Source organism: Streptomyces dioscori (genome assembly GCF_003024195.1).
Taxonomy (GTDB): Bacteria; Actinomycetota; Actinomycetes; order Streptomycetales; family Streptomycetaceae; genus Streptomyces; species Streptomyces dioscori.
Genome location: NZ_KZ679038.1, coordinates 453,467 through 479,970, shown reverse-complemented (window position 1 = coordinate 479,970; position 26,504 = coordinate 453,467). Strand labels below are relative to the sequence as shown.

Here is a 26,504-nt window from a genome sequence, read left to right as displayed (position 1 = left end):
GAACGCGCAGTTCCCCGCGCCCCATACGTCGGAACTCGTGGGCGCTCAGGCGGCGGAGGTGCCGCCAGGGACGCCGACTTCGCGCTTGACGCCGGATGTGCCGATGTCGCCCCTGGCCGCGACGAGTTGGGCGTGGAGGCCGGCCAATCCCTCGGCCAGCGCGTGCCGTTCGGCGTCGGACATGGCGTCCATGGCCTGCCGGAGCACGGTCTCGCGCCGCTCACGGATGTGGCGAAGATGGGTTCTGCCCGCGGCGGTCAGCCGGAGGGTGACTTCCCGCCCGCTGGTGGGACACGGCAGCCGCTCCAGGAAACCGATGGCCTGCAGACGGTCGCAGAGCCGGCTGACCGAAGGGGGCGCGGCGGCGAGCTGCTCGCACACGACCCGCATCCGTACCCCCTCCTCGCTCTCGACGAGGTACATCAGACGCAGTTGCGAGGGGGAGGCAGGCGCCCCGGCAGTGGCCTGTCCGGTCCTCTCCCACATCAGATCGAGGAGTTCGGCGACGCCTCCGGCGGACCGGGCGGCCTCGCGCGAGGACCTCCGCGAGGCGAAGTCTGAAGCTGGCATGGGCTCCCCGTCGGTGTGCGGCTTCCGCGCCGCGGACGGCCGGCGGGGAAAGGACATCAGGTGGTGCTGTCCGGTCCGGTGGGGCGGGCCGTCATCGCCTCCCCGCTCGTGCGGGGATCCTCTCCCGTACCGGGGGAGGAGTTCGCGGTGCCGGTGGGGGACGTCGTGAGGTACTCCAGGCTACCGGTGATGGTCAGCAGCCGCTCCAACGTCGTCGTCCGGTCGTCCAGGTGGAGGCGGACGCCGGCCTGGTCGGTGCGGCGGCGGATCATCAGCAGGACGGACAGGCCCATGGAGTCGACGTTGTCGAGCCCGGCACAGTGCAGATGCAGGTTGTGCAGACGCGGACGCGCGGCCAGGAGGTCGGTGACCGCGGTTAGGAGGCTGTCGGCGGTCTCGTAGTCGAGCTCTCCGTCGAGTTCGATCCGGACCGTGTCCTCGGTGTCGACCGTGGTCAGTCGCAGATGGGCAGGGGGCAGCATGGTCATGAGCGGCTCTCGGCGGTGCTGTGGTCGACGGGGGTGAGGTCCTCGGCGCCGCGTTCGAGGATGCGGGTGGCCCGCGGGAAGTCCTTGAGCTCACGGCCCAGAACGGCCAGGGTCGGCGGCAGGCTGCTCGCGGGCACGCCGCGGGCGGTGAGGATCTGCGCGGTCCAGGTGATGAACCCGGCGAAGAGGTCCTCGTCGCCGAGGTACAGGGCGGTGGCGAGGAAGTCCACGATGTGCGCGAGATCCTCGGCCGTGCGCTCCAGCTGCACTTCGCTGTACGTACGCATGGCGGGGAACGCGTCCTGGAGGGCGGTGAATACCGCCCGCACCAGCGAGGCGCTGTTACGGGTGATCAGGGTGTATTCCTGGTCGGCCAGGTGGGGCAGGTCGTCCAGCTGCTGGTGGTCGGGCCGCGGACGGGGCAGCGGTCCCAGGGCGAGGCGGTCGGCCGCGGTGCGGGCGTCGGGTGCCCACACGTCGGCGTCCAGCAGAGTGGCGTAGCGGCCGTCCGGTCCGAAGGCGGCGCCTCCGACGAGTACGGGCACGCCGACGGCCTGGCAGGCGGTGATCGCGGCGTGCGCGGTGGGCAGCCGGGTGGCTATCGAGCTGGAGAGGGCGACCGCGTAGGAGTCGGTGCGGTGCAGATGGGCGATGAGGTGCGGGGCGGGCACCTGGGCGCCGAGGTAGTCCACCTGCCAGCCGCGCAGGGTCAGCACCTCGGCGAGGAGGCGGGCGGGCAGCGCGTGCCATTCGCCGTCGACGCAGGCCACCGTGATCCTGCCGCGCGTGGGAGTCGTGCGTGCGGCGGGATGCAGGGAGAGTGCGGCGACGGCCCGTTCGTTGATGGCGGTCGCCGCGTGTTCCTGGGCCACGCTCAGGCGGTCGGCGGCCCACTCCTCGCCCACCTTGCCCTGGACGCGGGCGATGACGTCCAGCAGCACGCTCTCCGGGTCGACACCGCGCTCCAGTGCGCCCAGCACCACCTCGACGGCCGTGTACTCGTCTGCCACGGAGACGGCGTCCCACAGTTCGTCGGCCAACTGCTCGACAACGGGTCCGCCGACCGTGCCGCCGACGGACTCGGTGACGGTGTCGCGGACGGTCTCGGCGGCGGGAGGCCGGTGCGGCGTACGGGTGCTCATGCGGTGAACCTGCCCCGGGTGTGGCCGTTCACCGCACTGAGGTGGTGCGTACGGGGTGCGGAGATCACGACGACGGCCATGTCGTCGTGGCGTCCCTTGCCCACCCACTGGGCGGCGAGCATCTGGACGCGCTCCACGATGCTCTCGGACGGCATGCCCACGCATTCCGACAGGATGCGCTTGAGCCGCTCCTCACCGAACTGGGCGCCGCCCATCGGCCCGCCCTCGGCCTCCGTGATCCCGTCGGTGTAGAGCACGCACGACTCCCCGGGCGCGAGAGTGAGGGCGGTGGTGCGGGCGGGGGCCTCCGGCATGGCGCCCACCAGGGTGCCGCGGGTCTCGGCCTCCTCCACCGCGCCGCTCGCCCGCACGATCAGCGGGGTCAGATGTCCGGCGCTGGTCAGCCGCAGGTTCACCGCGTTGCCCTCCCGTACGGCGGAGGCCAGGACCAGGGTCACGAACCGGGTGTGGTGGGAGTTGAGCAGCGCCGTGTTCAGCAGACTGATCATCCGCTGGTGGTCGTCGGCCAGCGGCAGCAGCGCGTGCAGGGTGTTGCGGATCTTCCCGGTCAGTACGGCCGCTTCCAGACCCTTGCCGCACACGTCCCCGAGCGCGACCAGAGACGCCTCGCCCTCGACGGCGGCCGGGTGCACGTCGTAGAAGTCGCCGCCGACCCGCTCGTGGTCCGCGGACGGCCGGTAGCCGCCGGCGTAGTCCACTCCCGAGATCTGGTGCAGCGAGGGCGGCAGCAGCTCACGCATCAGCACTTCGGTGATCGAGGTCTGCTCCGCGTACAGGCGCGCGGCCGACATCGCGGCCCCGGCGCGCGCGGCGAACAGCCGGGCGAAGACCTCCTCGCTCTCGGTGAACGCGGCGCCGCCCGAACGGCGCAGCAGGACGAGAGCACCGGCCGGGACGCCGTGGCCGGGCAGCGGAGTGATCACTATCGAGCCGACCGTGCCGAAACCCTCCGGCACCATCCAGACCGGCGCGGTGGACGGATCGATCCACCGTGAGGGCACCGGCGGGAACCCGCGCAGCGCCTCACCGAGCCCCGGCACCTCGTCGGGGTCCACCGACTCGTGGGCGAGCACGGGAGTGCCCCCGCGCAGACAGGTCACCACCGGCAGTCGGCGCCCGTGCGTCGGCGCGATCACCAGGGCCGCGTCGGCGAGATGCTCCGCGGCCAGCTGTGCGGTCACGTCCATGCAGCGTCCCAGGTTGAGGGAGGAGAGCAGTGTGCTGGACGCCTCGGACAGGAACGCGGTCCGCTTGCGCTCCATGCGCAGAGCCCTCTGCGCGAGCAGGTGATCGGTGTCGTCGACCAGCCACCAGGCCACCGTGCCGTCGTCCCGCGGGGTGGGATGGGCCTCGAAGGCGCGCTCACCGATGACACCCGTCACCGGGGCGTCCGGCTCCTGACCGGCGGGCGGGCCGGGTGTCCGGCCAGCTGCCCGCAACGCGTCGTGCGCCGCCGACAGCCAGGCCGGGACCACGTCCGCGAAAGGTGTACCGGGCCGGATCCCGGGCAGCAGAACGTCCGCGGCATCGTTGTGCAGTACGACCCTGCCCTGCTCGTCAGCGACCAGGACGGGATACGGGGCAACGCCCCACAGGGACGCCTGTTGCGCTCCGACACCGGTTTGCGCTTGCGTGGAGACCAAAAATAGAGGACCCGCTGGGCGAATCCCTCACCTCATCACTCATGGAAAACATTGCCTCAGGGCAACAATCCCTCATGTCGTCGCTCCTGGCAACCACGCATGGTGACCACCGGACCGGACGGAACGGGTCTCCGGCCCCTGCAGCAGGAGCCGGAGACCCTTCGTTCAGCCCGCCCGTTCAGCCGTTCAGCTGATCAGCGGTCAGGCGGTTCGGCGGTTCAGCGGTTGAGCCGGGCGGCGGATGCCCCGACGGGCGCGCCGGTGATGGTGAACTGCGAGCCCGGCTCGATGAGCACGCTCCCTTCGGCCGAGTCGGTGATCGTGACGTTCGTCAGGGCGGCGCTGCCCCGGGCCCCGCTCATCGCGAGGATGCCGGAGCCGTTCCGGGAACCGTCGATCTTCACGTCGGTGATCTTCACGCCCGGCATGGAGCCGCCACCCGTCTTGAACTGGATGCCGTCGTACGTCGAGTCGTGGATCTCGGTGTCACGGATCGTGACGCCGGGGATGTCCTGACCCTGGGCGAACAAGGTGATGGCGCCGAACTCCTGGTCCTCGTTCCAGAACGCGCCGCCCGTGCGGTGCAGGGCGTTGCCCGCGATGAGGGTCTGCCCGGTGAAGGGGAGCGGGTCGTGGTCGGTGGCGAGCATGATGCCGGGGTAGTTCATCGTGTCGGCGATGACGTTGTTCTCGATGGTGTTGCCGTAACCGCCGTACACCGCGATGCCGTTGGCCCGCCACGGCAGCTGGATCGTGTTGTTGCGGAAGTGGTTGTCGTGGCCGATGTCCACCGAGGTGTCCTTCACGTACTTGCTCGACCACACGGCGAGCGCGTCGTCACCGGTGTTTCGGAAGGACGAGTTGTACACGGTGGAGTTACGGGTGCCGTTGGCGAAGTTGATGCCGTCGGCGTAGGTGTTGCGGATGCGGACGCCGGAGAACTCCAACCCGTCTCCCGGGCCCCACAGTTCGGGGATGTTGGAGTAGTCGCGGCCGGCCCACACACCGACGTTGGCGTGCTCGATCCACACGTTGGTGATCTTCGTGCCCTTGCCGAAGCGGCCGTTGAGACCCACACCGCCCTCGGCGTTGCCGTCGCCGCCGCGGATGGTGCCCGAGCCGAAGATGGCGATGTCGGAGATCTGGGTGTTGTGGTCGATGTCGAAGCCGAAGTTGCCCTCGTGCGGGTGGTTGATGCCGCCGGCCTGGTGGGGCGGGGTGAGCGTGTAGAGCTGGGAGTGCCACATGCCCGCACCCTTGATGGTGACGTCCCGGATGCCGACCTGGTTGTACTGGCCGCGGTTGAGCGGGTCGTCGGTGAGGATCTTCTGCTCCTGGCGCCACTGTCCGGCCGGGATCCACACGCAGGAGATCGTGCCGTTCTGGTCGGCGGTGACCGCCCGCTGGAGGGCGTCGGTGTCGTCGAGTCCGTCGTTCGGGACGGCCCCGTACTCGGTGATCGAGGTGCAGTTCGCCGGCTTGGTGGTGGCGGGCGCGACCTGCTCCAGGTCGACCAGGTCGATGACGTAGAACGCGGCCGTGTCGCCCGCGTCCCGCTGCAGCCGGAACTTGGTGCCGACGGGATAGGTCTGCGCCAGCAGCGCGTGCGACTCGTCGAAGAGCCGGCGGGCGTCACCGCCGGGCGTGTTGGTCAGCCCCTCGGGGTCGTCGGTGGTCCCGTACAGCCAACTGTGCTTCGACGACAGGTCGAGCTTCTGCACGAAGGTGTCGTTGGCGTACAGGCTGATCGTGGCCGACGCTCCGCCACCGCCCGCGGCGTCCGGGACGGAGTTGCGCACCACGATCGAGTTGGAGGGCGCGGTCGAGGTGAACTCCACGAACTGGCCCGTGGAGTTGAGCCGGACGGACTTGCGGCCTGAGGACTCGGTGGCGAAGTTGGTGTGGCCGAAGGTCCGCTTGGCGTCGGCGGTCAGGAGGGTGCCCTGGTAGCGGCCGTCCTCGGCCTCCAGTTCGGTGTACGGGACGGCGGCGCCGCGGCCGACGACGAGTGACTTGGCGAGGGTGTTGTTGTTCTCGTTGGTCTCGGTGACGACTCCGGTGGCGTCGGCGGTCGCGGTGAGGGTGGCCCCGCCCGCGGTCGCCGTCCAGGTGCCGCTGATGGCCACGTTCACCGTGGCGCCCGCCGCCACCTGGCCGGTGGTGCCGTTGAGCGTGGTGGAGCCGGCCTGGAGCCTGGTCACGGAACCGGCCGCCGCGGCGGTGGTGCCGCGGTTGTGCACGGCCACGGTGAAGGAGACGGACGAGCCGACGGCCGGGTTGGCCGGGCTGGTGGTGATGCCGCTGACTTCGAGGTCCGGGCCGGGGGCCTGGCCGACGACCAGCCGGGACGCGGCGGTGCGGCTGTTGTTGCTGTCGTCGAGTTCGGCGACCGTGTTGCGCGGGTCGACGACGGCGGAGACGCCGTAGCTGCCGGCCGGCCGGGTGCCCGCGGCGACGGCCACGGTGGCGGACGCGCCCGGTTCGAGCGCGGGTACGTTGCCGCTGCCCGCGACCGTGCCCTCCAGGCTGGCCTCGACGGTCGTGGCGGCCGAGCGTGCCGTGCCCGCGTTGCGGACTGTGGCGTTGACGGTCACCGCGTCCCGCTCGGAGGGTGCGGCGGGTGTCCAGTCCAGGCCGGTGACGGTCAGGTCGGGCGCGGGTGCCGCCGTCCCGACGATCTGGAACTCGGCGACCTGGCCGCCGGGCGCCCCGGTGTTGGAGAAGAACCGGAGCCGGACGTCGGACCAGCGGCCGGTGACCGGGATGGTCACCGAGTTGTTGTCCCGGGAGGGGCTGAAGGCGTAGTCGGCGCGGTCGCGCAGCGAGGTGAAGCCGCTCGCCGAGTTCTCCCGGCCGAACACCTGGATGCCCTGTGTCCGCGGGCCCCACGCCTGGTCCGGGTTGAGCTTGACCACCACGGCGGTGATGTCCGCGTCGGCGCCGAGCTTCACGGTCAGGTCGGAGGGGTGGCCCGCCGCCTCCCAGTAGGTGGAGACGGAGTCGTCGGTGGCGTTGGCGGCCACGTACGACTGGACCGACGAGGTGGCCTCGACCGGCTTGTTACGGGCCAGGTTGGTGCCGGTGGGCGGCTGAGTGGTGCCGCCGTCGTCGCCGATCACCTCCAGCTCGGCGAGCTGAGCGGCGTTCCAGCCGGTGTTCCCGGTGATGTTCACGCGCACATAGCGGGTCGTGGCGGGGGAGGTGAGGGTGACCGGGACCGTGTTGGCCTGCGCCGGGTTGAACGCCCGGCCCGTCGACGCCGAGAGCGTGCTGAAGCTGGAGCCGTCGGTGCTGCCCTGCAGCGAGAGCGTCTGGCTTCGGCTCTCCCAGGCGGCGGGCAGCTTGAGCACCACCTGGTCGACGGTGCGGGTCGCGCCGAGGTCGACCTGGACCCACTGCGGGAAGGACCCGGTCGGCCCCTCCCAGTAGGAGGCCTGGGAACCGTCGGTGACGTTCCCGGCGGTGTACGAGCCGTTCGAGCCGCCTGCCGTGGCCGGCCGGCCGAGCGCGAGGTTGACGGCGGCCGCCGCCTTCGCCCCCTCCGTGTCGGGGGCGGTGGCGGCCCGGGCGCTCGACGTGAGGGCCAGCGGTATCAGCCCGGTCGTCATGAGCGCGGCTATGACGGCACCGGTCAGTGACCGGCGACCGAGGGGTCTCCATCTCATGGGGGTCCTCTGTTCCGTTGTTCCGTGGGGGAGCGTCGGGGGAGCTTCGGGGAGAGCGGGGGCACGGCGGTCGGCCTTGGCACACCGGGGCAGGCACAGGGAGTGCGAGAGAGGGGAGGGGAGTGTCCGACGAGGAATGCACCGGCCTTGCACGTAAATTGAGCTGCTCAGTCGATTCTTTGCAGAAACTACGCCCACAGGTTTCTAGCCTGTCTCCACTTTGTCAACGGTCCCGGTGCTACCGGTAGTTGGCGCGTAAGCGGCTTGCATCGCTTGCGGTCCCACTTGCGTTTTTCGACAGTCCGCACGAAAGCCGCTGGCCCGGTGCCGCAGCAGGTGAGGGCGAGGCTCAGGGTTGCGTTTCGGACATGCTCACGCCATAGACGTACTGGCAACCGTCTGCAACTCTCTGATCGATCGACGCAAAAGAGAGTGCTCTTCACCGCACATTGAAGCGCGATGCGCCGACCCCCACGGAAACCCACCCACACAGCCGCCCCGGGGCCGCCCACCTCCGGACCGGGACGGAGATCGGGGACACATGAGACCGCAACGCCGGGGATGGCGGGGGATAGCCGCCGTTCTCTCCACCGCCCTGCTCCTGCTGGGCTGGCCGGCGCTGACCTCCGCCGCGGAGGCCGCCGGGCCCAACCTCGCCGCCGGACGGCCCGCCACCGCCAGCAGCGCCCACGCCGAATACGCCGCGAACAACATCACCGACGGCAACCAGGGAACGTACTGGCAGAGCGCCGGGAGCACCTTCCCCCAGTGGATCCAGACGGACCTCGGCGCCACCGCCCGCGTGGACGAAGTGGTGCTGAAGCTGCCGGCCGGCTGGGAGAGCCGCAGCCAGACCCTGTCCGTGCAGGGCAGCGCGGACGGCACCAGCTTCACCACCCTGAAGACCTCCGCGTCGTACGCCTTCAGCCCCGGCAGCGCCAACACCGTGACGGTGACCTTCCCCGCCGCCCAGGCCCGGCACATCCGGATCCAGATCACCGCCAACACCGGGTGGCAGGCCGCCCAGCTCTCCGAGCTGGAGGTCCGCGAGGCCGGTGACTCCTCGGCGAACCTGGCCCGCGGCCGTACCCTCACCGCCGCGAGCCACAACGAGACCTATGTGCCGGCCAACGCGGCCGACGGCAACAAGGCCAGCTACTGGGAGAGCCGCAACAACGACCTGCCGCAGTGGATCCAGGTCGACCTGGCCTCCTCCGTACGCGTCAACCAGGTCGTGCTGCGCCTGCCCGACGGCTGGGGCGCCCGCAGCCAGACCCTGAAGATCCAGGGCAGCGCCAACGGCACCGACTTCACCGACCTGACCGCGTCCAAGGCACATGCCTTCGCGCCGGGCGACGGCAACTCGGTGACGATCTCCTTCGACGCGACCACCACCCGGTACGTACGGGTCCTGGTCACCGCCAACACCGTGCAGCCCGCTGCCCAGTTGTCCGAGCTGGAGGTCTACGGCCCGGCGACCGGCGACACCCAGGCGCCGAGCGCGCCCGCGGACCTCGCCTACACCGAGCCCGCCACCGGCCAGATCCGGCTGACCTGGAAGGCGTCCGACGACAACACCGGCGTCACCGGCTACGACGTGTACGCCGACAACGAGCTGCTGACCAGCGTCGCGGGCACGGTCACCACCTACACAGACAACCGCCCCGGCAACGCCACGGTCTCCTACTTCGTGCGGGCCAAGGACGCGGCCGGGAACGTCTCCGGGAACAGCAACACCGTCACCCGCCGCGGCGACAGCGGTGACACCCAGGCACCCACCGCGCCCGCGAACCTGTCCCTCACCGAGCCGGCCGCCGGGCAGATCCGCCTCGCCTGGAACGCCTCCAGCGACAACACCGGTGTGACCGGCTACGAGGTGTACGCCAACAACAGCCTGCTCACCACGGTCGGCGGCACGGTCACCACGTACACCGACAACCGGTCCGCGAGCGCCACGGTCTCCTACTTCGTGCGGGCCAAGGACGCGGCCGGGAACGTCTCCGGCGACAGCAACACCGTGACCCGCAACGGCACTTCGGGCCCCGGCTCCAACCTCGCGGTCGGCAAACCGATCACGGCCTCCTCGACCGTGCACACCTTCGCCGCCGAGAACGCCAACGACAACAGCACCTCCACCTACTGGGAGGGCTCCGGCCACCCCGCCACCCTCACCGTGAAGCTCGGCGCCAACGCCGACGTCTCCTCGCTCGTCCTCAAGCTCAACCCCGACAGCTCCTGGGGCGCCCGCACCCAGAACATCCAGGTCCTCGGCCGCGAGCAGGACGCCTCCGGCTTTACGAGTCTGGTGGCCGCGAAGGACTACGCCTTCAACCCCTCCAGCGGCAACACCGTCACCGTGCCCGTCACCGCGCGCGTGGCCGACGTGCAGCTCCGCTTCACCTCCAACACAGGTGCCCCGGCCGGGCAGCTCGCCGAGTTCCAGGTGATCGGCACCGCCGCGCCCAACCCGGATTTGGAGGTCACCGCGCTGACGGCCTCGCCCGCCTCGCCGGTCGAGTCCGACGAGATCACCCTCACCGCGACCGTCCGCAACAGCGGCGAGGCCGCCGCACCCGCCAGCGCGGTCGCTCTGCGGCTGGGCGGCACCAAGGTCGCCACCGCCTCCGTCGCCGCCCTCGCGGTCGGCGCGACGCGGACCGTCAGCGCCTCCATCGGGGCACGCGACGCGGGCACCTACCAGCTCAGCGCCGTCGCCGACGAAGCCGGCGCGGTCATCGAGCAGAACGAGACCAACAACACCTACACCAGCCCCACTTCACTCGTCGTGCGCCCGGTCTCCAGCTCCGACCTCGTGCCGGTGCTGACCACCACACCGTCCGGCCCGGCGGACGGCGACACGGTCACCTTCAAGGCCGCCGTACGCAACCAGGGCACCACCGCCTCGGCCGGCGGCGCGCACGGCCTCACGGTCACGCTCGTCGACTCCAAGGGCGCCACCGTGAAGACCCTGACCGGCTCGTACGACGGCACGATCGCCGCCGGAGCCACCGGCGGGGCCGTCACGCTCGGCACCTGGACCGCCGCCAACGGCTCGTACACGGTACGCACCACGGTCGCCGCCGACGCCAACGAACTCCCGGTCAAGCGGGAGAACAACACCGCGAGCCAGTCCCTGTTCGTCGGACGCGGCGCCAACATGCCCTACGACATGTACGAGGCCGAGGACGGCACCACCGGCGGCGGCGCGGCCACCGTCGGACCCAACCGGACCGTCGGCGACCTCGCCGGCGAGGCGTCCGGCCGTAAGGCGGTCACCCTCAACAGCACCGGTGAGTACGTGGAGTTCACCACCAAGGCCGCCACGAACACCCTGGTCACCCGCTTCTCCATCCCGGACTCCGCGGGCGGCGGCGGCACCGACGCCACCCTCAACGTCTACGTCAACGGCACCTTCCGCAAGGCGCTGCCGCTCACCTCGAAGTACGCCTGGCTGTACGGGGCCGAGGCAGGTCCCGGCAACTCACCGTCCGCGGGAGCCCCGAGGCACATCTACGACGAGGCACACCTGATGCTGGGCGAGACCGTGCCGGAGGGGGCGAAGATCCGGCTGCAGAAGGACACGGCCAACACCTCCAAGTACGCGATCGACTTCGTCAGCCTGGAGCAGGTCTCACCGGTCGCCAACCCGGACCCGGCCGCGTACGCCGTCCCGGCCGGCTTCGGGCACCAGGACGTGCAGAACGCCCTCGACCGGGTGCGGATGGACACGACCGGCAAGCTCACCGGTGTCTATCTCCCGGCGGGTGACTACGAGACGTCGAGCAAGTTCCAGGTGTACGGCAAGGCCGTGCAGGTGGTCGGCGCCGGGCCCTGGTACACGCAGTTCCACGCCCCGTCGGGCCAGGACAACACCGACGTCGGTTTCCGGGCCGAGAACTCCGCCAAGGGGTCCTCTTTCAAGAACTTCGCCTACTTCGGCAACTACACCTCCCGTATCGACGGTCCTGGCAAGGTGTTCGACTTCGCGAACGTGTCGGACATGGTCATCGACAACACCTGGACCGAGCACATGGTCTGCCTCTACTGGGGAGCCAACACCGACCGGGTGACGATCAGCAACGCCCGGATCCGCAACACGTTCGCCGACGCGATCAACATGACCAACGGGTCGACGGACAACCACGTCGTCAACAACGAGTCCCGGGCCTCCGGCGACGACAGCTTCGCGCTGTTCTCCGCGATCGACGCGGGCGGCGCCGACATGAAGGACAACCTCTACGAGAACCTGACCTCGATCCTCACCTGGCGGGCCGCGGGCATCGCCGTCTACGGCGGCTACGACAACACCTTCCGCAACATCCACATCGCCGACACCCTGGTCTACTCGGGCATCACGATCAGCTCGCTGGACTTCGGCTATCCGATGAACGGGTTCGGCACCTCTCCGACGACCGTCGAGAACGTCTCCGTGGTCCGCTCCGGCGGCCACTTCTGGGGCAACCAGACCTTCCCCGGCATCTGGCTGTTCTCCGCCTCCAAGGTCTTCCAGGGCATCCGCGTCAACGACGTGGACATCGTGGACCCGACCTACAGCGGAATCATGTTCCAGACCCAGTACGACGCCGGCGGGCGGCCCATCAACCCGATCAAGGACACGGTCCTCACCGACATCTCGATCACGGGCGCCCGCAAGAGCGGGGACGCCTACGACGCCAAGTCCGGCTTCGGACTGTGGGCCAACGAGCTGCCCGAACAGGGGCAGGGTCCCGCGGTCGGTGAGGTCACCTTCAACGGCCTGCGCTTCGGCGGCAACGCCGTGGACGTACGGAACACCACCTCCACCTTCAAGATCAACATCAACCCCTGACGTGATCCCGGCGAGATAGGGCACAGCGCCCGATAGGAGGCCCACAAGGCTGGCGCAAGCCGTTTGCGCGGCTTGCGCTAGCCTTGCGCTCATGACGCGACGACTTGCTCAGGTAGCCAAGAAGGTTGGAGTCAGCGAGGCCACGGTCAGCCGGGTCCTCAACGGCAAGCCCGGAGTGTCGGACAGCACCCGGCAGTCCGTGCTCACCGCGCTGGACGTCCTCGGCTACGAGCGTCCCACCCAGCTGCGCGGCGAGCGGGCGCGTCTGGTCGGCCTGGTCCTGCCCGAACTGCAGAACCCGATCTTCCCCCTGTTCGCCGAGGTCATCGGCGGCGCGCTGGCCCAGCAGGGGCTCACCCCGGTCCTGTGCACCCAGACCAAGGGCGGCGTCTCCGAGGCGGACTACGTGGAGCTGCTGCTCCAGCAGCACGTCTCCGGCGTGGTGTTCGCGGGCGGCGGCCTGTTCGCCCAGGCGGACGCGCCGCACGACCACTACCGGCAGCTCGCCGAACGGCGTATCCCGGTCGTGCTGATCAACGCCCCGATCGAGGGGCTCGACTTCCCGTGCGTCTCCTGCGACGACGCCGTGGCGGTCGAACAGGCGTGGCGCCACCTGACCCTGCTGGGGCACGAGCGCATCGGCGTGGTCCTCGGCCCGAGCGACCACATCCCCTCCCGGCGCAAGCTGGCCGCGGCCCGGATCGCCGCGGAGGCGGCCGGCGGGTCCCTGCCCGACGCGTACGTGGAGCGGTCGATGTTCTCCCTGGAGGGCGGCCAGGCGGCCACCACCCGCCTGCTGGACCGGGGTGTCACCGGTGTCGTCTGCGCCAGTGACCCGCTGGCCCTCGGCGCCATCCGCGCCGCCCGCAGGAGGGGCCTGGCGGTGCCCGAGCAGGTCTCGGTCGTCGGCTACGACGACTCGGCCTTCATGAACTGCACCGAGCCCCCGCTGACCACGGTCCGCCAGCCCGTCGAGGCCATGGGGCGGGCCGCCGTGGACCTGCTGTGCGCCCAGATCCAGGGCGCCGAGGTGCAGCCCGGCGAGCTGCTGTTCGAGCCGGAACTGGTGGTCCGCGGCTCGACGACACAGGCGCCTCGGGTCTGATCCGCACAACAGAAGCGCGGTGCGGCCGAGTTCGGCCGCACCGCGCTTCTGCTTGCGCGCATGCACGCTCCCCGAGATCAACCGTATGCGTCGCACTGTCAATCATTTACGAAAGCTGCGCGAGATATTGCGGTCATCTGTTCACGGTGGTTGAGTGTGCGGCGCCCCACATCGCACCGGCGATGAGGGCGCCTTCCACGTTCATGCCCGAAGGGGACCACCCATGAGAAGAGCTCGGTTCCGCCGCACCCGCCGCGTCGGCGCGGTCACCCTCGCTTCCGCGCTCACGCTGACGGCACTCGCCGCCTGCGGTACGAGCAGCAGCGGCGACGACGGCGACAACGGCTCCGGCAACGGCGCGAAAGCCGATCCCGCCGCACCGCTGGACCCGAAGACGAAGGTGTCCATCTCCATCGACTGCATGCCCCCCGCGGCGAAGGCGGCCGAGCTCAAGCAGTGGAACGAGGACGTCAAGGAGTTCAACAAGAAGTACCCGAACGTCACGATCAACGGCCGTTCCACACCGGGCCAGTGTCTGGAGCCGCCGCGCTTCACCGCGATGCTCAAGGCGAAGTCCCAGCCCGACGTGTTCTACACGTACTTCACCGACCTGCCCCAGGTCCTCGACAACGACGGCGCCCAGGACATCACCGCGTACGTCAACGACAAGAGCGTCCCACTGCTCAAGGACATCGACCCCGACGTCCTGGGCTCGCTGAAGAAGGACGGCAAGCTCTACGGCCTGCCCACCAGCAACTACCGCATGGGCCTGCTCATCAACCGCAAGCTCTTCAAGGAGGCCGGCCTCGACCCGGACGCCCCGCCGGCGACGTGGGCGGACGTCCGTACCGCGGCCAAGAAGATCGCGGGCCTCGGTGGCGGTGTCGCCGGCTTCGGCGAGTACAGCGCGGCCAACACCGGCGGCTGGCACTTCACCGCGCAGATGTACAGCCTCGGGGGAGACGTCGTCGACGCGAGCGGCAAGAAGGCCGCCTTCAACGACGAGACCGGCAAGCAGGTCGCCGAGAACCTGCACGCCATGCGCTGGGACGACGACTCCATGGGCAAGACCCAGCTGCTGAAGTGGGGCGACCTCCAGAAGCAGATCGCCACCGACAAACTGGGCATGTTCCTCGCCGCGCCCGACGACGTCACGTACATGGTCCAGCAACTCGGAGCCAAGTACGAGAACTTCGGCATGGGCCCCATCCCGGGCGGTGAGAACACCCTCGCCGGCGGCAACAACTACATGATCAAGCAGGGTATTTCGGCCGACAAGGTCAAGGCCTCCATCGCCTGGCTGAACTTCAAGTTCACCACGGTCGGCAAGGGCCAGTACGACTGGCGGCGCGCAAAGGCGGACGACCTGCCCGTGGGGCTCCCGCAGCCCAACCTGTGGCTGAACGGCTCCAAGTCCAAGGACGACGCGGCCCGCAAGGAGTTCGCCACCATGCCGGTGGAGAACTTCAAGGCCTTCACCGACAACCCCGTCCCCGGCAAGGCCGAACCGCCGAAGGCCCAGGAGATCTACAAGGTCCTCGACAACGTCATGTCGGGCATCCTCACCAACAAGGACGCCGACATCGACAAGCTCCTGTCCACCGCCGAGTCCCAGGTCAACCAGGTTCTCGCAACTCAGTGACCGTGCGGCGGCCGGGCGGTGACACCATCGCCCGGCCCGCTCACGCGCCGCCGCAGCACGTCAAGGAGCGAGCATGTCGGCCCCCACCCTCACCAAGGACCCGGCGGTCAAGGACCGCCGTCCCCGCAAGCCCCGCACGGGGGTGCCGCACCTCCCGGACGGCGGGTTCGGCAAGTCCCTGCGCCGCAACCTCACCGCCCACGGCTTCCTCATCGGAGCGGTGCTGTGCTTCGCCTTCTTCTCCTGGTACCCGATCGTCCGGGAGTTCCTCCTCGCCTTCCAGAAGACCGAGGACGGCGACGTCAGCTGGGTGGGCTGGGACAACTTCGTCACCGTCTGGAACGACCCGGCCTTCGGCCAGGCCTGGCGCAACACCCTGTGGTTCACGGTGCTGGCCCTGCTCCTCGGCTTCGTCGTCCCGTTCGTCACCGCCCTGATCATCAACGAGTTCCGGCACGGCCAGGGCTACTTGCGACTGCTGGTCTACCTGCCGGTGATGCTCCCGCCGACCGCGTCGGTCCTGCTCTTCAAGTACCTGTACGACCCCGGGTACGGCATGTTCAACGAGATACTCGGCGTCTTCGGCGTCCCCGCCCAGCAGTGGCTCCAGGACCCGGACACCGCGATGCTCTCCGTGGTCGTCGCCTCGACCTGGATGAACATGGGCGGCGCGACACTCATCTACCTCGCCGCACTCCAGGGCGTACCCGGCGAGTTGTACGAGGCAGCCGAACTCGACGGCGCGGGACTGTTCCGCAAGGTCTGGCACGTCACCGTCCCGCAGACCCGGCTCATCCTGCTGCTGATGCTCCTCATGCAGATCATCGCCACCATGCAGGTCTTCATCGAGCCGTTCCTGCTCACCGGCGGCGCGGGCCCCGAAGGCTCCACCACCACCGTCGTCTACCTGATCTACCAGTACGCCTTCAACTTCAACAACTACGGTGCCGCGGCGGCGCTCGGCCTGGTCCTGCTCGTCCTGCTGGCCGGCTTCTCGGCCGTCTACACCAAACTCAACCGCGCCGACCAGGACTAGGACCGGGGGAGACACGCACATGTCCACTCGCACGCTGATCTCACCCGCCCAACTGGCTCGCCCGCGCGGCAAGGCCCTGTACTGGGTGGCCTTCGCGCTCGTCGTCCTCCTGTTCACGCTGGCCTTCCTCGGCCCGCTGTACTGGATGGTGTCCAGCGGACTCAAGACCACCCAGGAAGCCGTCCAGACCCCGCCCACCTGGGTGCCAGGCTCCGTCCACCCGGAGAACTACAAGCGTGCCTGGGAGGTGATGGACCTGGCCAAACTCCTGATGAACACCCTCTACTACGCGTTCGGCGCACTCGCCTTCCAGCTGGTGCTCGACGTCGCCGCCGCCTACTCGCTGTCCAAACTGCGGCCCGTACTCGGCAAGATGATCCTCGGCCTGATGCTCGCCACTCTCATGATCCCGGCGACCGTCCTCGTCGTACCGCAGTACCTCACCGCGCTGGACGTGCCCATCGTCGAACGCAACCTGCTCAACTCGCCCTGGGCGATCTGGCTCCCGTCGGTCACCAACGCCTTCAACATCTTCCTGCTCAAGCGGTTCTTCGACTCGATCCCCAAGGAACTGCTCGACGCGGCCTCCATGGACGGCGCGGGACCCCTGCGCGTCCTGTGGTCCATCGTCCTGCCGGTCTCCCGGCCCATCCTCGGCGTGGTGTCCATCTTCGCCGTCGTCGGCGTCTGGAAGGACTTCCTCTGGCCGATGCTGGTCCTGCCCGACCCGTCGAAACAAACCCTCGCCGTCGGCATCTACTCCCTGGCGACCAGCGTGCCCGAGAACGTCCTGATCGCCTCCCTGACCATCGCGTCCCTGCCCACGCTCATCCTCTTCCTCATCTTCCAGCGCAACATCATGAGCGGACTGACGGCCGGCGGCCTCAAGGGCTGATCCCACCTCCGCAGTCCGGGCACCTTCCCCAGCGCACGACATCACGCAGGCGCCCCCACCGATCCTCCGCCGCCGCCCGTTCCCGACGCCTCGCTGTCCGGGGCGGCGGCGGAGAACCACCCCTGCCCCGAAAGGACCGACACGTGGCAGCCCCTCAGCCCGCAACGCCCCCCGGACACACCGACGACTGGTGGCGCGGTGCCGCCATCTACCAGGTGTATCCGCGCAGCTTCGCCGACGGCGACGGTGACGGCACCGGGGACCTCGCGGGCGTCCGGTCGAGATTGCCCTACCTCGCCGAACTGGGCGTCGACGCGATCTGGTTCACCCCCTGGTACCTGTCCCCGCTCGCCGACGGCGGCTACGACGTCGCCGACTACCGCGTCATCGACCCGGCCTTCGGAGACCTGGCCGAGGCCGAACAACTCATCGCCGAGGCCCGTGGTCTGGGCATCCGCACCATCGTGGACATCGTGCCCAACCATGTCTCCGACCAGCACGCCTGGTTCAGAGCCGCTCTTGCCGCCGGACCCGGCAGCCCCGAGCGCAAGCTGTTCCACTTCCGTCCCGGCCGCGGCGAACACGGCGAACTCCCGCCCAACGACTGGCCCTCGCAGTTCTCCGGCCAGACCTGGACCCGCGTCGAGGACGGCGAGTGGTACCTGCACCTGTTCACCCCGCAGCAGCCCGACCTCAACTGGGCCCACCCCGCCGTGCGGGAGGAGCACGAGGAGGTGCTGCGGTTCTGGTTCGAGCGCGGAGTCGCGGGCGTGCGCATCGACTCCGCCGCACTGCCCGCCAAGGACCCCGACCTGCCCGAGTTCGTGGAGGGCCGCGACCCCCACCCGTACATCGACCGGGACGACCTGCACGAGATCTACCGCTCCTGGCGGCGCATCGCCGACGAGTACGGGGGCGTCTTCGTCGGTGAGGTGTGGCTGCCGGACTCCGAGCGCTTCGCCCGCTACCTGCGCCCCGACGAACTGCACACCGCGTTCAACTTCAGCTTCCTGTCCTGCCCCTGGGACGCGGACAGGCTGCGCGCGGCCATCGACGACACCCTCGCCGAACACGCCCCGGTCGGCGCGCCGGCCACCTGGGTGCTGTGCAACCACGACGTCACCCGCACCGTCACCCGCTACGGGCGACAGGACACCGGCTTCGACTTCGCCACCAAGACCTACGGCACACCGACCGACCTGCGGCTCGGCACCCGCCGGGCCCGCGCCGCCGCCCTGCTCACCCTCGCCCTGCCCGGCTCCGTCTACCTCTACCAGGGCGAGGAACTGGGCCTGCCCGAAGCGGAGATACCCCGCGACCGCATCCAGGACCCGATGCACTTCCGCTCCGGCGGCACCGACCCCGGCCGCGACGGCTGCCGGGTCCCACTGCCCTGGACGGCCGACGCCCCCTACGCGGGTTTCGGCTCGGCCGTCGAACCCTGGCTGCCGCAACCCGAGGGCTGGTCCACCTACGCGGCCGACCAGCAGGCCGACGACCCCGACTCCATGCTCACCCTCTACCGCGCCGCACTGGAACTGCGCCGCGCCGACCCGGCCCTCGGCGACGGCCCTCTGCGCTGGCTGCCCTCCGACGACGGCGTCCTCACCTTCCGCCGCTCCCCGGACCTCGTCTGCGTGGTGAACCTGGCGGACGGTCCGGCGGTCCTGCCGGACCACACACAGGTGCTTCTCTCCAGCGGACCCCTGGACGCCGACGGCCGACTCCCCTCCGACACGGCGGTGTGGCTGCGGAGTTGACGGCACTTCGGCCGACGGCGGGTCAGAAGTGGGTGGCGACGCCGAAGACCCGCCGTAGCTGAGCCATGTCATGGCGGTCGCGGTCGGCCGGCTCGTACCCCTGGTGGAAGTAGACTTGCTGTTCGGCCGACAGACAGGGGACGGCCGTCCCCCGGATCGTGCCGGTGACGAAGCACGGGGCGGGATAGACGAACGGGCGGTGCGGGTCCAAGGAAGCCTGCACCGCGGACCCGTCCGACGCGAAGACCAGTGGGTGCAGGTCGATCTCGCGGCCGTGCGGGCCCGTGACCACGAACCGCACGGGACGCCGGTCGAGTGTCTCGGCGAACCCGGCCGCCCCGAGGGCCGCCCCGACCGCCTGCTCCTGGTCCTCGCGGTGCATCAGGTCCAGGTCGCGGTGCTCACGCGTCTGCTCCCCGACGAGAGCGTCGATGCCCCAACCCCCGCCCACCCAGACGTCGACGGCTGCCGCACGCAACACGGTGAGCACGGACAGCACGTCGGCAGCGGTCATCACGCGAGCACGGTAACCGTCCGACGACCGGGTGGGCGAGTGGTTTGGGACCGGCTCCGGAGCTACTTGTTCAGGGCCGCCACACCCGCCTGGGCGTACTTCTCGTCGAGGTCGCCGGACGGCGCGCCCGCCACGCCCACGCCCGCGATCGGCGCGCCCTTCGCGCTGACCGGCGCCCCGCCCGCGAGGAACAGCGTGCCCGGGATGTCCTTCAGGTTCGGGGCCTGCTCCAGGCGCTTGGCCAGCTCGGACGTGGGCGCGTTCCACGACACCGCCGTGTACGCCTTCTTCACGGCGGACTCGTACGACTGCGGTCCTGCGCCGTCGCCGCGCAGGGTCACCACGGTGTTGCCGTCACGGTCGACGACGGCGACGGAGACGCGCTGGTTGTCCTTGCGTGCCGCATCCAGCGCCGCCTGCGCGGCCCGGCTCGCGGCGTCGACCGTGAGGCGGGTGGACTGCGTGAGGTTCTTGTTCGAGGCGTCGGCCTTCACCGCTGCCTGGGCGGCGGGCGCCGACGAAGTGGCGCTCGCCGACCAGGCGCCGAAGCCGCCGAGGGTGACGGCGGCGACGAGGGCGCCGCCGGTGACGACGCGGGTACGGCGGGAGACCTTCTTGACGTGCTTCATGGCTGCCCATTCCTCAAGGTGTGCGGATGGATGTGTATGGATGTGTAAGGGGGAAGGTGGCGAGCCCGTGTTGTGCGGCGGGCCGTCCTTCCCTGCCATCCATCGTGGGTCCGGGAAGGCCGCCGTACGGTCGGTGCATCGGCTGCACGCGGCGCGCGGAACGGCCGACACGGGCATCAACCGATCGGTTGATCCCAGGGCCGTCCCGTTGGGCGACAATGGAGGCGTTTACCCAGTTCAGGAGCAGTTCAAGAGCAGTTCAAGAGCAGTTCAGGAGGCTTAGCGTGCGGTCCGACCAGAGCGGTTCGTCCCCGGGGCCGCGTCCCGGCGAGACGGTTCCCGTCGGCGATCCGGACGAGCGCCGGCTGGCCCTGGTCATGCGTGCCGTCTTCTTCGTGCTGCTCGCCACCTCCCTGACCCGCTTCGTCCAGCGCCACGCGGAGGAGCCGCGCGCACCCTGGGTGATCGGTCTTGCCGTCGTACTGGCGGTCCTCTACGCGATCGACACCGTCCTGACCGACGGCACACCTCCGTCGCGTGGTCCCGGCTCATGGCCACCTGCTCCTCGGCTGATCCGGCTCGGGGCGGTCGTCGCCACCTGGGCGGTGCTCGTCGTCGGCGCGCCGAGTTTCGCGTGGGTGGCGGTGCCGCTGTTCTACGCCGCACTGCGCGCCCTGCCGCCCCTCGCCGCGTACCTCCTCGTCGCGTTCCTCACGCTCCTCGTCGTCTCCGCGCAGCTCGCGCTGGCGCCGCGGTTCAGCCTCGACCTGGTCGTCGGACCCGCGGCCGTCGCCACCCTCGCCACCGCGGTCTTCGTGCACATGCGGCGACAGGCGGCCCGGCAGCGCGCCCTCATCGACGACCTCATCGGCACCCGCCGGGAACTGGCGGCCACCGAACGCCGCGAGGGTGTCCTCGCCGAGCGGCAGCGGCTGTCCATGGAGATCCACGACACCCTCGCGCAGGGGCTGTCCAGTCAGCAGATGCTGCTCCAGGCCGCGCTGCGGACCTGGGACACCGAGCCGGCCAAGGCCCGCGCGCACGTCCGCACCGCCACGTCCGTCACCGAGCACAACCTCGCCGAGGCGCGCCGCTTCGTGCACGACCTCGCGCCGGCCGACCTCGCCAGGGGCGGCGGCCTCGAAGCCGCGCTGCGCGTCCTCGCGGCGCGCGAGTCGGATACCGGGCTGAGCGTCCGCGTCCACATCGACGGTGACGACGACCGTGATGGTGATGGTGGCGGTGGCGGACGTACGGTTCCGTTGCCCGACCGTGCGCAGTCCGCGCTCCTGCGGATCGCGCAGGGCGCGCTCGCCAACGTCCGGGAGCATTCGGGCGCCACGGCCACCGCGCTCACGCTCACGCGGCTCGACGACCGGGTGGTCCTCGACGTCGCCGACAACGGGCGCGGCTTCGACCCCGGCGCCGTCACCGACGCCCCGTCCGGCGAGCGCGGACACGGGATCCGGGCGATGCGGGCCCGGGTACGGCAGCTCGGTGGCACGCTGACCATCGAGTCCACGCCGGGGGAGGGCGCCGTACTGACCGCCACCGTTCCGGTCGCCCCGCACACCGCCCCGCACACCGAGGAGACGCCGCGATGACCGACCTGCCCGTACGCCTCCTGGTCTGCGACGACCATGCCGTCGTACGCGCCGGGCTGCTCGCCCTGCTCGACAGCGAACCCGACATCGAGGTGGTGGGCCAGGCGGGCACCGGGGAGGAGGCGCTCGCCCTGGCCGCGCGGCTCAGCCCCGACGTGGTGCTCATGGATCTGCAGCTCGGCGAAGGCATGGACGGGGTGGAGACGACCCGCCGGCTGACCGGCGGGCCCGCCGTCCCGCACGTCCTCGTCCTGACCACGTACGACACCGACGCGGACATCACCCGGGCGATCGAGGCCGGCGCGACGGGGTATCTGCTGAAGGCGGAGCGGCCGGAGGAGTTGTTCGCGGCGATCCGGGCGGCGGCGCGGGGGCGTACGACGCTGTCGGCGCCCGTCGCCAGCCGGGTCATGGCGAACCTGCGCGCACCGCGGGCCGCGCTCACCGATCGCGAGCGGGACATTCTCGGGCAGCTGGCCCGAGGGCTCGGCAACCGGGACATCGCGCGTGCGCTGTTCATCAGCGAGGCGACGGTGAAGACGCACCTGGGGCGCATCTACGACAAGCTCGGCGTCGACACGCGGGCGGGGGCGGTGGCCGTGGCGAAGGAACGCCGCGTCCTTCCGTGACCGGCGGTACGAGTCCTGACAACAGAGCGCTGACCGACCGGTCTTTGCCCGCCGGTCGAGAGTGGCTGGCCGCGCAGTTCCCCGCGCCCCCAAAGGCAGGGGGCGCGCCCTCCAGGGGCGCGGGGAACTGCGCAATCGTGTAGGCCCGCCGCGGTGGCGCCGCACCCGGAGGCGTGCCGTCGTGCGGCCGCGAGTGGGCTGAGGCCGGCTACGAGGTCTCCGCGTCCACGGACTCGCGCAGACGCCGGCTGGCCATCACCATATGGTCGGCCATCGCCCGATCCGCCGCCTCAGGATCCCGCGCCCGCAAAGCCCCCAGCACCGCGTCGTGCTCGCACAACGTCCCGCTGACCGTGCCCTCGATGTCGCTGACCCGTTCCATCCACACCTGGAGCAGCGCCCGGATGCTGTGCAGGATGTCGCTCAGCACACTGTTGCGCGCGATCCGGGCCAGCTCCAGGTGGAAGTCGATGTCCGCGTCGATGAAGGCCTTGGCGTCACCTCCGGCCGCCCGCATGTGCTGCAGGTGCTCCTCCAGCCGGGACAGGTCCTCGTCCGTGGCCCGCTCCGCTGCCAGCCGCGCCGACACCGCCTCCAGATACGTACGCACCTCCACCAGATCCTGCGTACGCCGCTGCCCCAGCATCAGCCCCCAGTTGATCGCCCTCGGCAGGAACTCCGACGTGCCCTCACGCACGTACGAGCCCGAGCCGGGCCGGATCTCGATGATGCCGAGCACGTCCAGCGCGGACAGCGCCCCGCGGACGCTGGAGCGGGCGACGCCGAGTGCCTCGGCGAGCTGGCGCTCGGCGGGCAGGCGTGTACCGGGCTTGATGTCGCCCGCCGACAGGTGGTCGAGGAGCCGCTTGGCGACCTCGCTGACGGAGGACTCGCGCACCACGGGGCGCAGGAGTTGGGCGAGGTCGGGGGCGGCCCCGGAGGTCTGGTCGTCGGGCTGACTGGTCACGGTCACCAGTCAACCAGATCCGTCGCACAGAGAGCTGACCTGCCGGTTCTTCAGCGATCCGGCCGTGCCGAAGGTCGGGTTTGTCAAGAGTTGCGAGAGGGTCGAAGATGAGACCGTCCTCACATTGGTAAATTGGTGACCAATTTGAGGAGTCGGCATAGCGTGAAACCGTTCCGGTCGGCCACCCCTGCGGAGAGCCGTCCGGCCTGACCCACCCCGGACGGAGCTGTCCGGGCGAGCCGAGGAGTCGCCATGGTTGCCGACGCGCCATCCGCGGCAGTCGAAAGAACTGCCATCAAGAAGGTCTCAGTCCGCCTCGTGCCGTTCGTGGCACTGATGTTCTTCGTGAACTACCTGGACCGCACAGCCGTTTCATTCGCCGAGCCGAACGGCATGGGCCAGGATCTGGCGCTCACCGCCGCCCAGTTCGGCTTCGCGTCCGGGATCTTCTTCCTCGGTTACATCGTGCTTGAGGTCCCCAGCAACATGGCCCTGCACCGTTTCGGGGCCCGCCGCTGGCTGGCCCGGATCATGGTGACCTGGGGCATCGTCTCCCTCCTGTTCACCTGGGTGGACAGCACGGGCCAGCTCTACACCCTGCGGTTCCTGCTCGGGGTGGCGGAAGCGGGCTTCTTCCCCGGCGCGATCCTCTTCCTCAGCCAGTGGGTGCCCTCACGGCACCGCACCAAGATCCTCGGGCTTTTCTACCTGGCGCAGCCGCTGACCACCGTCCTCGGCGCCCCGCTGGCGGGCTGGCTCATCGGCCACCACGGACTGTTCGGCCTTGAGGGCTGGCGCGTGATGTTCCTGTTCGTGTCGGTGCCCGCCATCCTCCTGGGTGTCATCGCGTGGTTCTACCTCATCGACAAGCCCGCCGACGCGAAGTGGCTGACGCCCGCCGAGCGCGACTGGCTGACCGACGAGCTCGCAGCGGAGAACGCGCAGAAGACCGGTCACGACGACCAGCACGCCAAGGGAGACCTCAAGAAGGCCTTCACCAACGGCCGTGTCTGGGTACTGGCGATGGTCTACTTCGGTTTCGTCTACGGGCTGTACGCCCTGGCCTTCTTCCTGCCGACAATCATCGACGGCTTCCAGGAGCAGTACGACACCACGTTCAGCGTGATGGACAAGGCCTGGATCACCGCGATCCCGTACCTGCCCGCCGCGGTCGTCCTCTTCTTCTGGACACGCCACGCCACCAAGCACGGCACCCGCGTCTGGCACGTGGCCGGACCGGCCGTGCTCGGCGGTGTCACCATCCCGCTCGCCCTCTACATGGGCTCCCCGACCGCCACGGTCGCCGTGATCACCGTGACCGCGTGTTCCATCTTCGCGGCCCTGCCCGTCTTCTGGTCCGTACCCTCCCGCTTCCTGACCGGAGCCGCGGCAGCCGCCGGTATCGCCCTGATCAACACCGCGGGCAACGTCGCCGGATTCGCGTCCAGCTACATCACCGGCTGGCTCAAGGACTGGACCGGCGCCTACTACGTGCCGCTCTACCTGGTCGGCTTCTTCATGCTGCTGTCCGCCGTCCTGATGATCTGGCTCTCCGCCCGCGGCGGCACCGCGGAACCGGCCCCCGCAGCAGAGAACAAGCCCATGGAGGCCCTCCGATGACCCGGCTCTTCAACGACCCCGCGGCCTTCGCCGACGAGGCCCTCGAAGGCTTCGCCGCCGCCCACCGCGGCTGGGTGCGGCCCGTCACCGGAGGCGTCGTCCGCGCCGCCGGGACGCCCGCCGGGCAGGTCGCCGTCGTCGTCGGCGGCGGATCCGGCCACTACCCGGCCTTCTCCGGGCTGGTCGGCCGGGGCCTCGCGCACGGCGCCGCCGTCGGCAACGTCTTCGCCTCGCCCTCCGCCCAGCAGATCCGCTCCGTGGCACGGTCCGCCCACGGCGGCGCGGGCGTCCTGCTCATGTACGGCAACTACGCGGGCGACGTCCTCCACTTCGGACAGGCCGCCGAACGCCTGGCTGGCGACGGCATCGAGGCCCGTACCTTCGCCGTCACCGACGACATCTCCTCCGCCGCGCCGGAGGAGACCGCCAAACGGCGCGGCATCGCCGGCGACCTGCCCGTCTTCAAGGCCGCCGCCGCCGCGGCCGAGGAGGGCCTGCCGCTGGACGAGGTGCTGCGCGTCGCCGAACACGCCAACGCCCGCACCCGCTCCTTCGGCATCGCCTTCTCCGGCTGCACCCTGCCCGGCGCCGACCATCCCCTGTTCACCGTCCCCGAGGCCCGGATGGCCGTCGGTCTCGGCATCCACGGGGAGCCCGGCATCGGCGAGGAGTCCCTGCCGACCGCCGACGAGGCGGCCCGGCTCATGGTCGGCGCGCTGCTGAAGGAACTCCCCGAGGGCGTCGACACCCCCGACGGGCAGCGCGCCGCCGTGATACTCAACGGCCTGGGCTCGGTCAAGTACGAGGAACTGTTCGTCGTCTACCGCAAGGTCGCCGCCCTGCTCGGCGACGCGGGCGTGGACATCGTCGACCCGGAGGTCGGCGAACTCGTCACCAGCTTCGACATGGCCGGCGTGTCCCTCACGTTGACCTGGCTCGACGACCGGCTTGAGCAGCTGTGGCGCGCTCCGGCCGACACCCCGGCCTACCGCAAGGGCGCTCCCCTCGCGCAAGAGCCGGCGACCGAGGCGGCGGCGCCGTACGTCGAGGAGATCGACGACAGCCGCGTCCCGGACGCCACCGAGGAGTCCCGCGGCTCGGCCGCCCACGTACTGGCGGCCCTGAACGCCGTCGCGGACATCGTCGACACGCACGCCGGCGAACTCGGCCGCATCGACGCGGTGGCCGGCGACGGCGACCACGGCATCGGCATGCAGCGCGGCACAACGGCCGCTCTGGAGGCGGCGGTTCGCGCCCACGACCTGGGTGCGGGCGCCGGAACCGTCCTCGTCCACGCCGGCGATGCCTGGGCCGACAAGGCCGGCGGCACCTCCGGTGCCCTGTGGGGCACCATCCTGCGCTCCCTCGGTACGCGCCTCGGCGACCAGGACGCCCCGACCGCCGAGGCGGTCGCCCAGGGAGTCTCGGACGCCTCCGACGCCGTACGCCGCCTGGGTGGCGCCGAGGTCGGCGACAAGACGATGGTCGACGTCCTCGTGCCCTTCGCCGACACCCTCGCCGAGGCCGCGGGCGAGGGCCTGCCGCTCACCGAGGCCTGGCAGCGCGCCGCCGTCACCGCCGAGAAGGCAGCCGCCGCCACCGCCGACCTGCTGCCCCGCAAGGGCCGCGCCCGGCCGCACGCCGAGAAGTCCCTGGGCACCCCCGACGCGGGCGCCCACTCGCTCGCCCTCATCACCCGCGCCATACACGGCGTCCTGCCCGACCACCCGCTCGACCAGCACTGAG

Annotated in this window: 18 protein-coding genes; 10 read left to right on the top strand and 8 right to left on the bottom strand. The window is 70.3% G+C overall.

Features of this window, described 5'->3' with window-relative positions; translation table 11 throughout:
* Positions 1-45: 45 nt before the first annotated feature.
* The 5 genes from C6Y14_RS01985 to C6Y14_RS01965 form a co-directional block, all read right to left on the bottom strand.
* Positions 46-570 carry a MarR family winged helix-turn-helix transcriptional regulator gene (locus C6Y14_RS01985; protein ID WP_107015141.1) on the bottom strand — a complete coding sequence of 175 codons (525 nt, stop codon included), beginning with the start codon at positions 568-570 and terminating at the stop codon, positions 46-48.
* Between the two features lie 56 nt (positions 571-626).
* Entirely contained in the window at positions 627-1,058 is a 432-nt protein-coding gene (locus C6Y14_RS01980; RefSeq protein WP_107014656.1) for an STAS domain-containing protein, read from the bottom strand.
* On the bottom strand, positions 1,055-2,200 hold the full coding sequence (locus C6Y14_RS01975; RefSeq protein WP_107014655.1) for a cobalamin B12-binding domain-containing protein: 1,146 nt from the start codon (positions 2,198-2,200) through the stop codon (positions 1,055-1,057). The genes C6Y14_RS01980 and C6Y14_RS01975 overlap by 4 nt, the downstream gene beginning before the upstream one ends.
* On the bottom strand, positions 2,197-3,864 hold the full coding sequence (locus C6Y14_RS01970) for a PP2C family protein-serine/threonine phosphatase (RefSeq protein WP_199854596.1): 1,668 nt from the start codon (positions 3,862-3,864) through the stop codon (positions 2,197-2,199). Before C6Y14_RS01970 ends, C6Y14_RS01975 begins: the two co-directional genes overlap by 4 nt.
* 218 nt (positions 3,865-4,082) lie before the next feature.
* Positions 4,083-7,529 (bottom strand): CARDB domain-containing protein, encoded by a 3,447-nt coding sequence (locus C6Y14_RS01965; RefSeq protein ID WP_107014654.1) that lies wholly within the window; start codon positions 7,527-7,529, stop codon positions 4,083-4,085.
* Positions 7,530-8,070: 541 nt separating this feature from the next.
* On the opposite strand from C6Y14_RS01965, the gene C6Y14_RS01960 reads away from it, so the two are divergent.
* The 6 genes from C6Y14_RS01960 to C6Y14_RS01935 all read left to right on the top strand — a co-directional run bounded on the left by C6Y14_RS01960 (position 8,071) and on the right by C6Y14_RS01935 (position 18,795).
* Positions 8,071-12,357 (top strand): discoidin domain-containing protein, encoded by a 4,287-nt coding sequence (locus tag C6Y14_RS01960; RefSeq protein WP_107014653.1) that lies wholly within the window; start codon positions 8,071-8,073, stop codon positions 12,355-12,357.
* Between the two features lie 91 nt (positions 12,358-12,448).
* Complete coding sequence (locus tag C6Y14_RS01955) at positions 12,449-13,462, top strand: LacI family DNA-binding transcriptional regulator (RefSeq protein ID WP_107014652.1); 1,014 nt, start codon at positions 12,449-12,451, stop codon at positions 13,460-13,462.
* A gap of 223 nt (positions 13,463-13,685) precedes the next feature.
* Positions 13,686-15,104, top strand: a complete 1,419-nt coding sequence (locus tag C6Y14_RS01950; protein WP_107014651.1) for an ABC transporter substrate-binding protein — start codon at positions 13,686-13,688, stop codon at positions 15,102-15,104.
* A gap of 73 nt (positions 15,105-15,177) precedes the next feature.
* A complete protein-coding gene (locus C6Y14_RS01945) occupies positions 15,178-16,140 on the top strand; it encodes a carbohydrate ABC transporter permease (RefSeq protein WP_107014650.1) in 963 nt (320 codons plus the stop codon).
* Positions 16,141-16,159: 19 nt separating this feature from the next.
* Positions 16,160-17,035, top strand: a complete 876-nt coding sequence (locus C6Y14_RS01940; protein WP_107014649.1) for a carbohydrate ABC transporter permease — start codon at positions 16,160-16,162, stop codon at positions 17,033-17,035.
* A gap of 143 nt (positions 17,036-17,178) precedes the next feature.
* Positions 17,179-18,795: a glycoside hydrolase family 13 protein gene (locus C6Y14_RS01935; RefSeq protein WP_107014648.1), complete on the top strand. Its 1,617-nt coding sequence runs from the start codon at positions 17,179-17,181 to the stop codon at positions 18,793-18,795.
* 22 nt (positions 18,796-18,817) lie between these two features.
* On the opposite strand, the gene C6Y14_RS01930 is transcribed toward C6Y14_RS01935, so the two are convergent.
* Positions 18,818-19,309, bottom strand: a complete 492-nt coding sequence (locus C6Y14_RS01930; protein ID WP_199854624.1) for a nucleotidyltransferase domain-containing protein — start codon at positions 19,307-19,309, stop codon at positions 18,818-18,820.
* A gap of 62 nt (positions 19,310-19,371) precedes the next feature.
* Positions 19,372-19,938, bottom strand: coding sequence for a GlcG/HbpS family heme-binding protein (locus C6Y14_RS01925; RefSeq protein WP_107014646.1), 567 nt, complete (start codon positions 19,936-19,938; stop codon positions 19,372-19,374).
* Between the two features lie 377 nt (positions 19,939-20,315).
* Here C6Y14_RS01925 and C6Y14_RS01920 point away from each other — a divergent pair, with 377 nt between their 5' ends.
* Together C6Y14_RS01920 and C6Y14_RS01915 are read left to right on the top strand one after the other, a co-directional pair.
* A complete protein-coding gene (locus C6Y14_RS01920) occupies positions 20,316-21,542 on the top strand; it encodes a sensor histidine kinase (RefSeq protein ID WP_225890891.1) in 1,227 nt (408 codons plus the stop codon).
* Entirely contained in the window at positions 21,539-22,171 is a 633-nt protein-coding gene (locus C6Y14_RS01915) for a response regulator (protein WP_107014644.1), read from the top strand. Before C6Y14_RS01920 ends, C6Y14_RS01915 begins: the two co-directional genes overlap by 4 nt.
* A 208-nt stretch (positions 22,172-22,379) precedes the next feature.
* Here the strand turns inward: C6Y14_RS01915 and C6Y14_RS01910 are convergent, their stop codons facing one another.
* Positions 22,380-23,144 (bottom strand): FadR/GntR family transcriptional regulator, encoded by a 765-nt coding sequence (locus tag C6Y14_RS01910; protein WP_107014643.1) that lies wholly within the window; start codon positions 23,142-23,144, stop codon positions 22,380-22,382.
* Between the two features lie 246 nt (positions 23,145-23,390).
* Between C6Y14_RS01910 and C6Y14_RS01905 the strand changes: the two genes are divergently transcribed.
* Together C6Y14_RS01905 and C6Y14_RS01900 are read left to right on the top strand one after the other, a co-directional pair.
* Complete coding sequence (locus C6Y14_RS01905; protein WP_107014642.1) at positions 23,391-24,758, top strand: MFS transporter; 1,368 nt, start codon at positions 23,391-23,393, stop codon at positions 24,756-24,758.
* Positions 24,755-26,503 (top strand): dihydroxyacetone kinase family protein, encoded by a 1,749-nt coding sequence (locus C6Y14_RS01900; protein WP_107014641.1) that lies wholly within the window; start codon positions 24,755-24,757, stop codon positions 26,501-26,503. The genes C6Y14_RS01905 and C6Y14_RS01900 overlap by 4 nt, the downstream gene beginning before the upstream one ends.
* The last annotated feature ends 1 nt before the right edge of the window (position 26,504 follow it).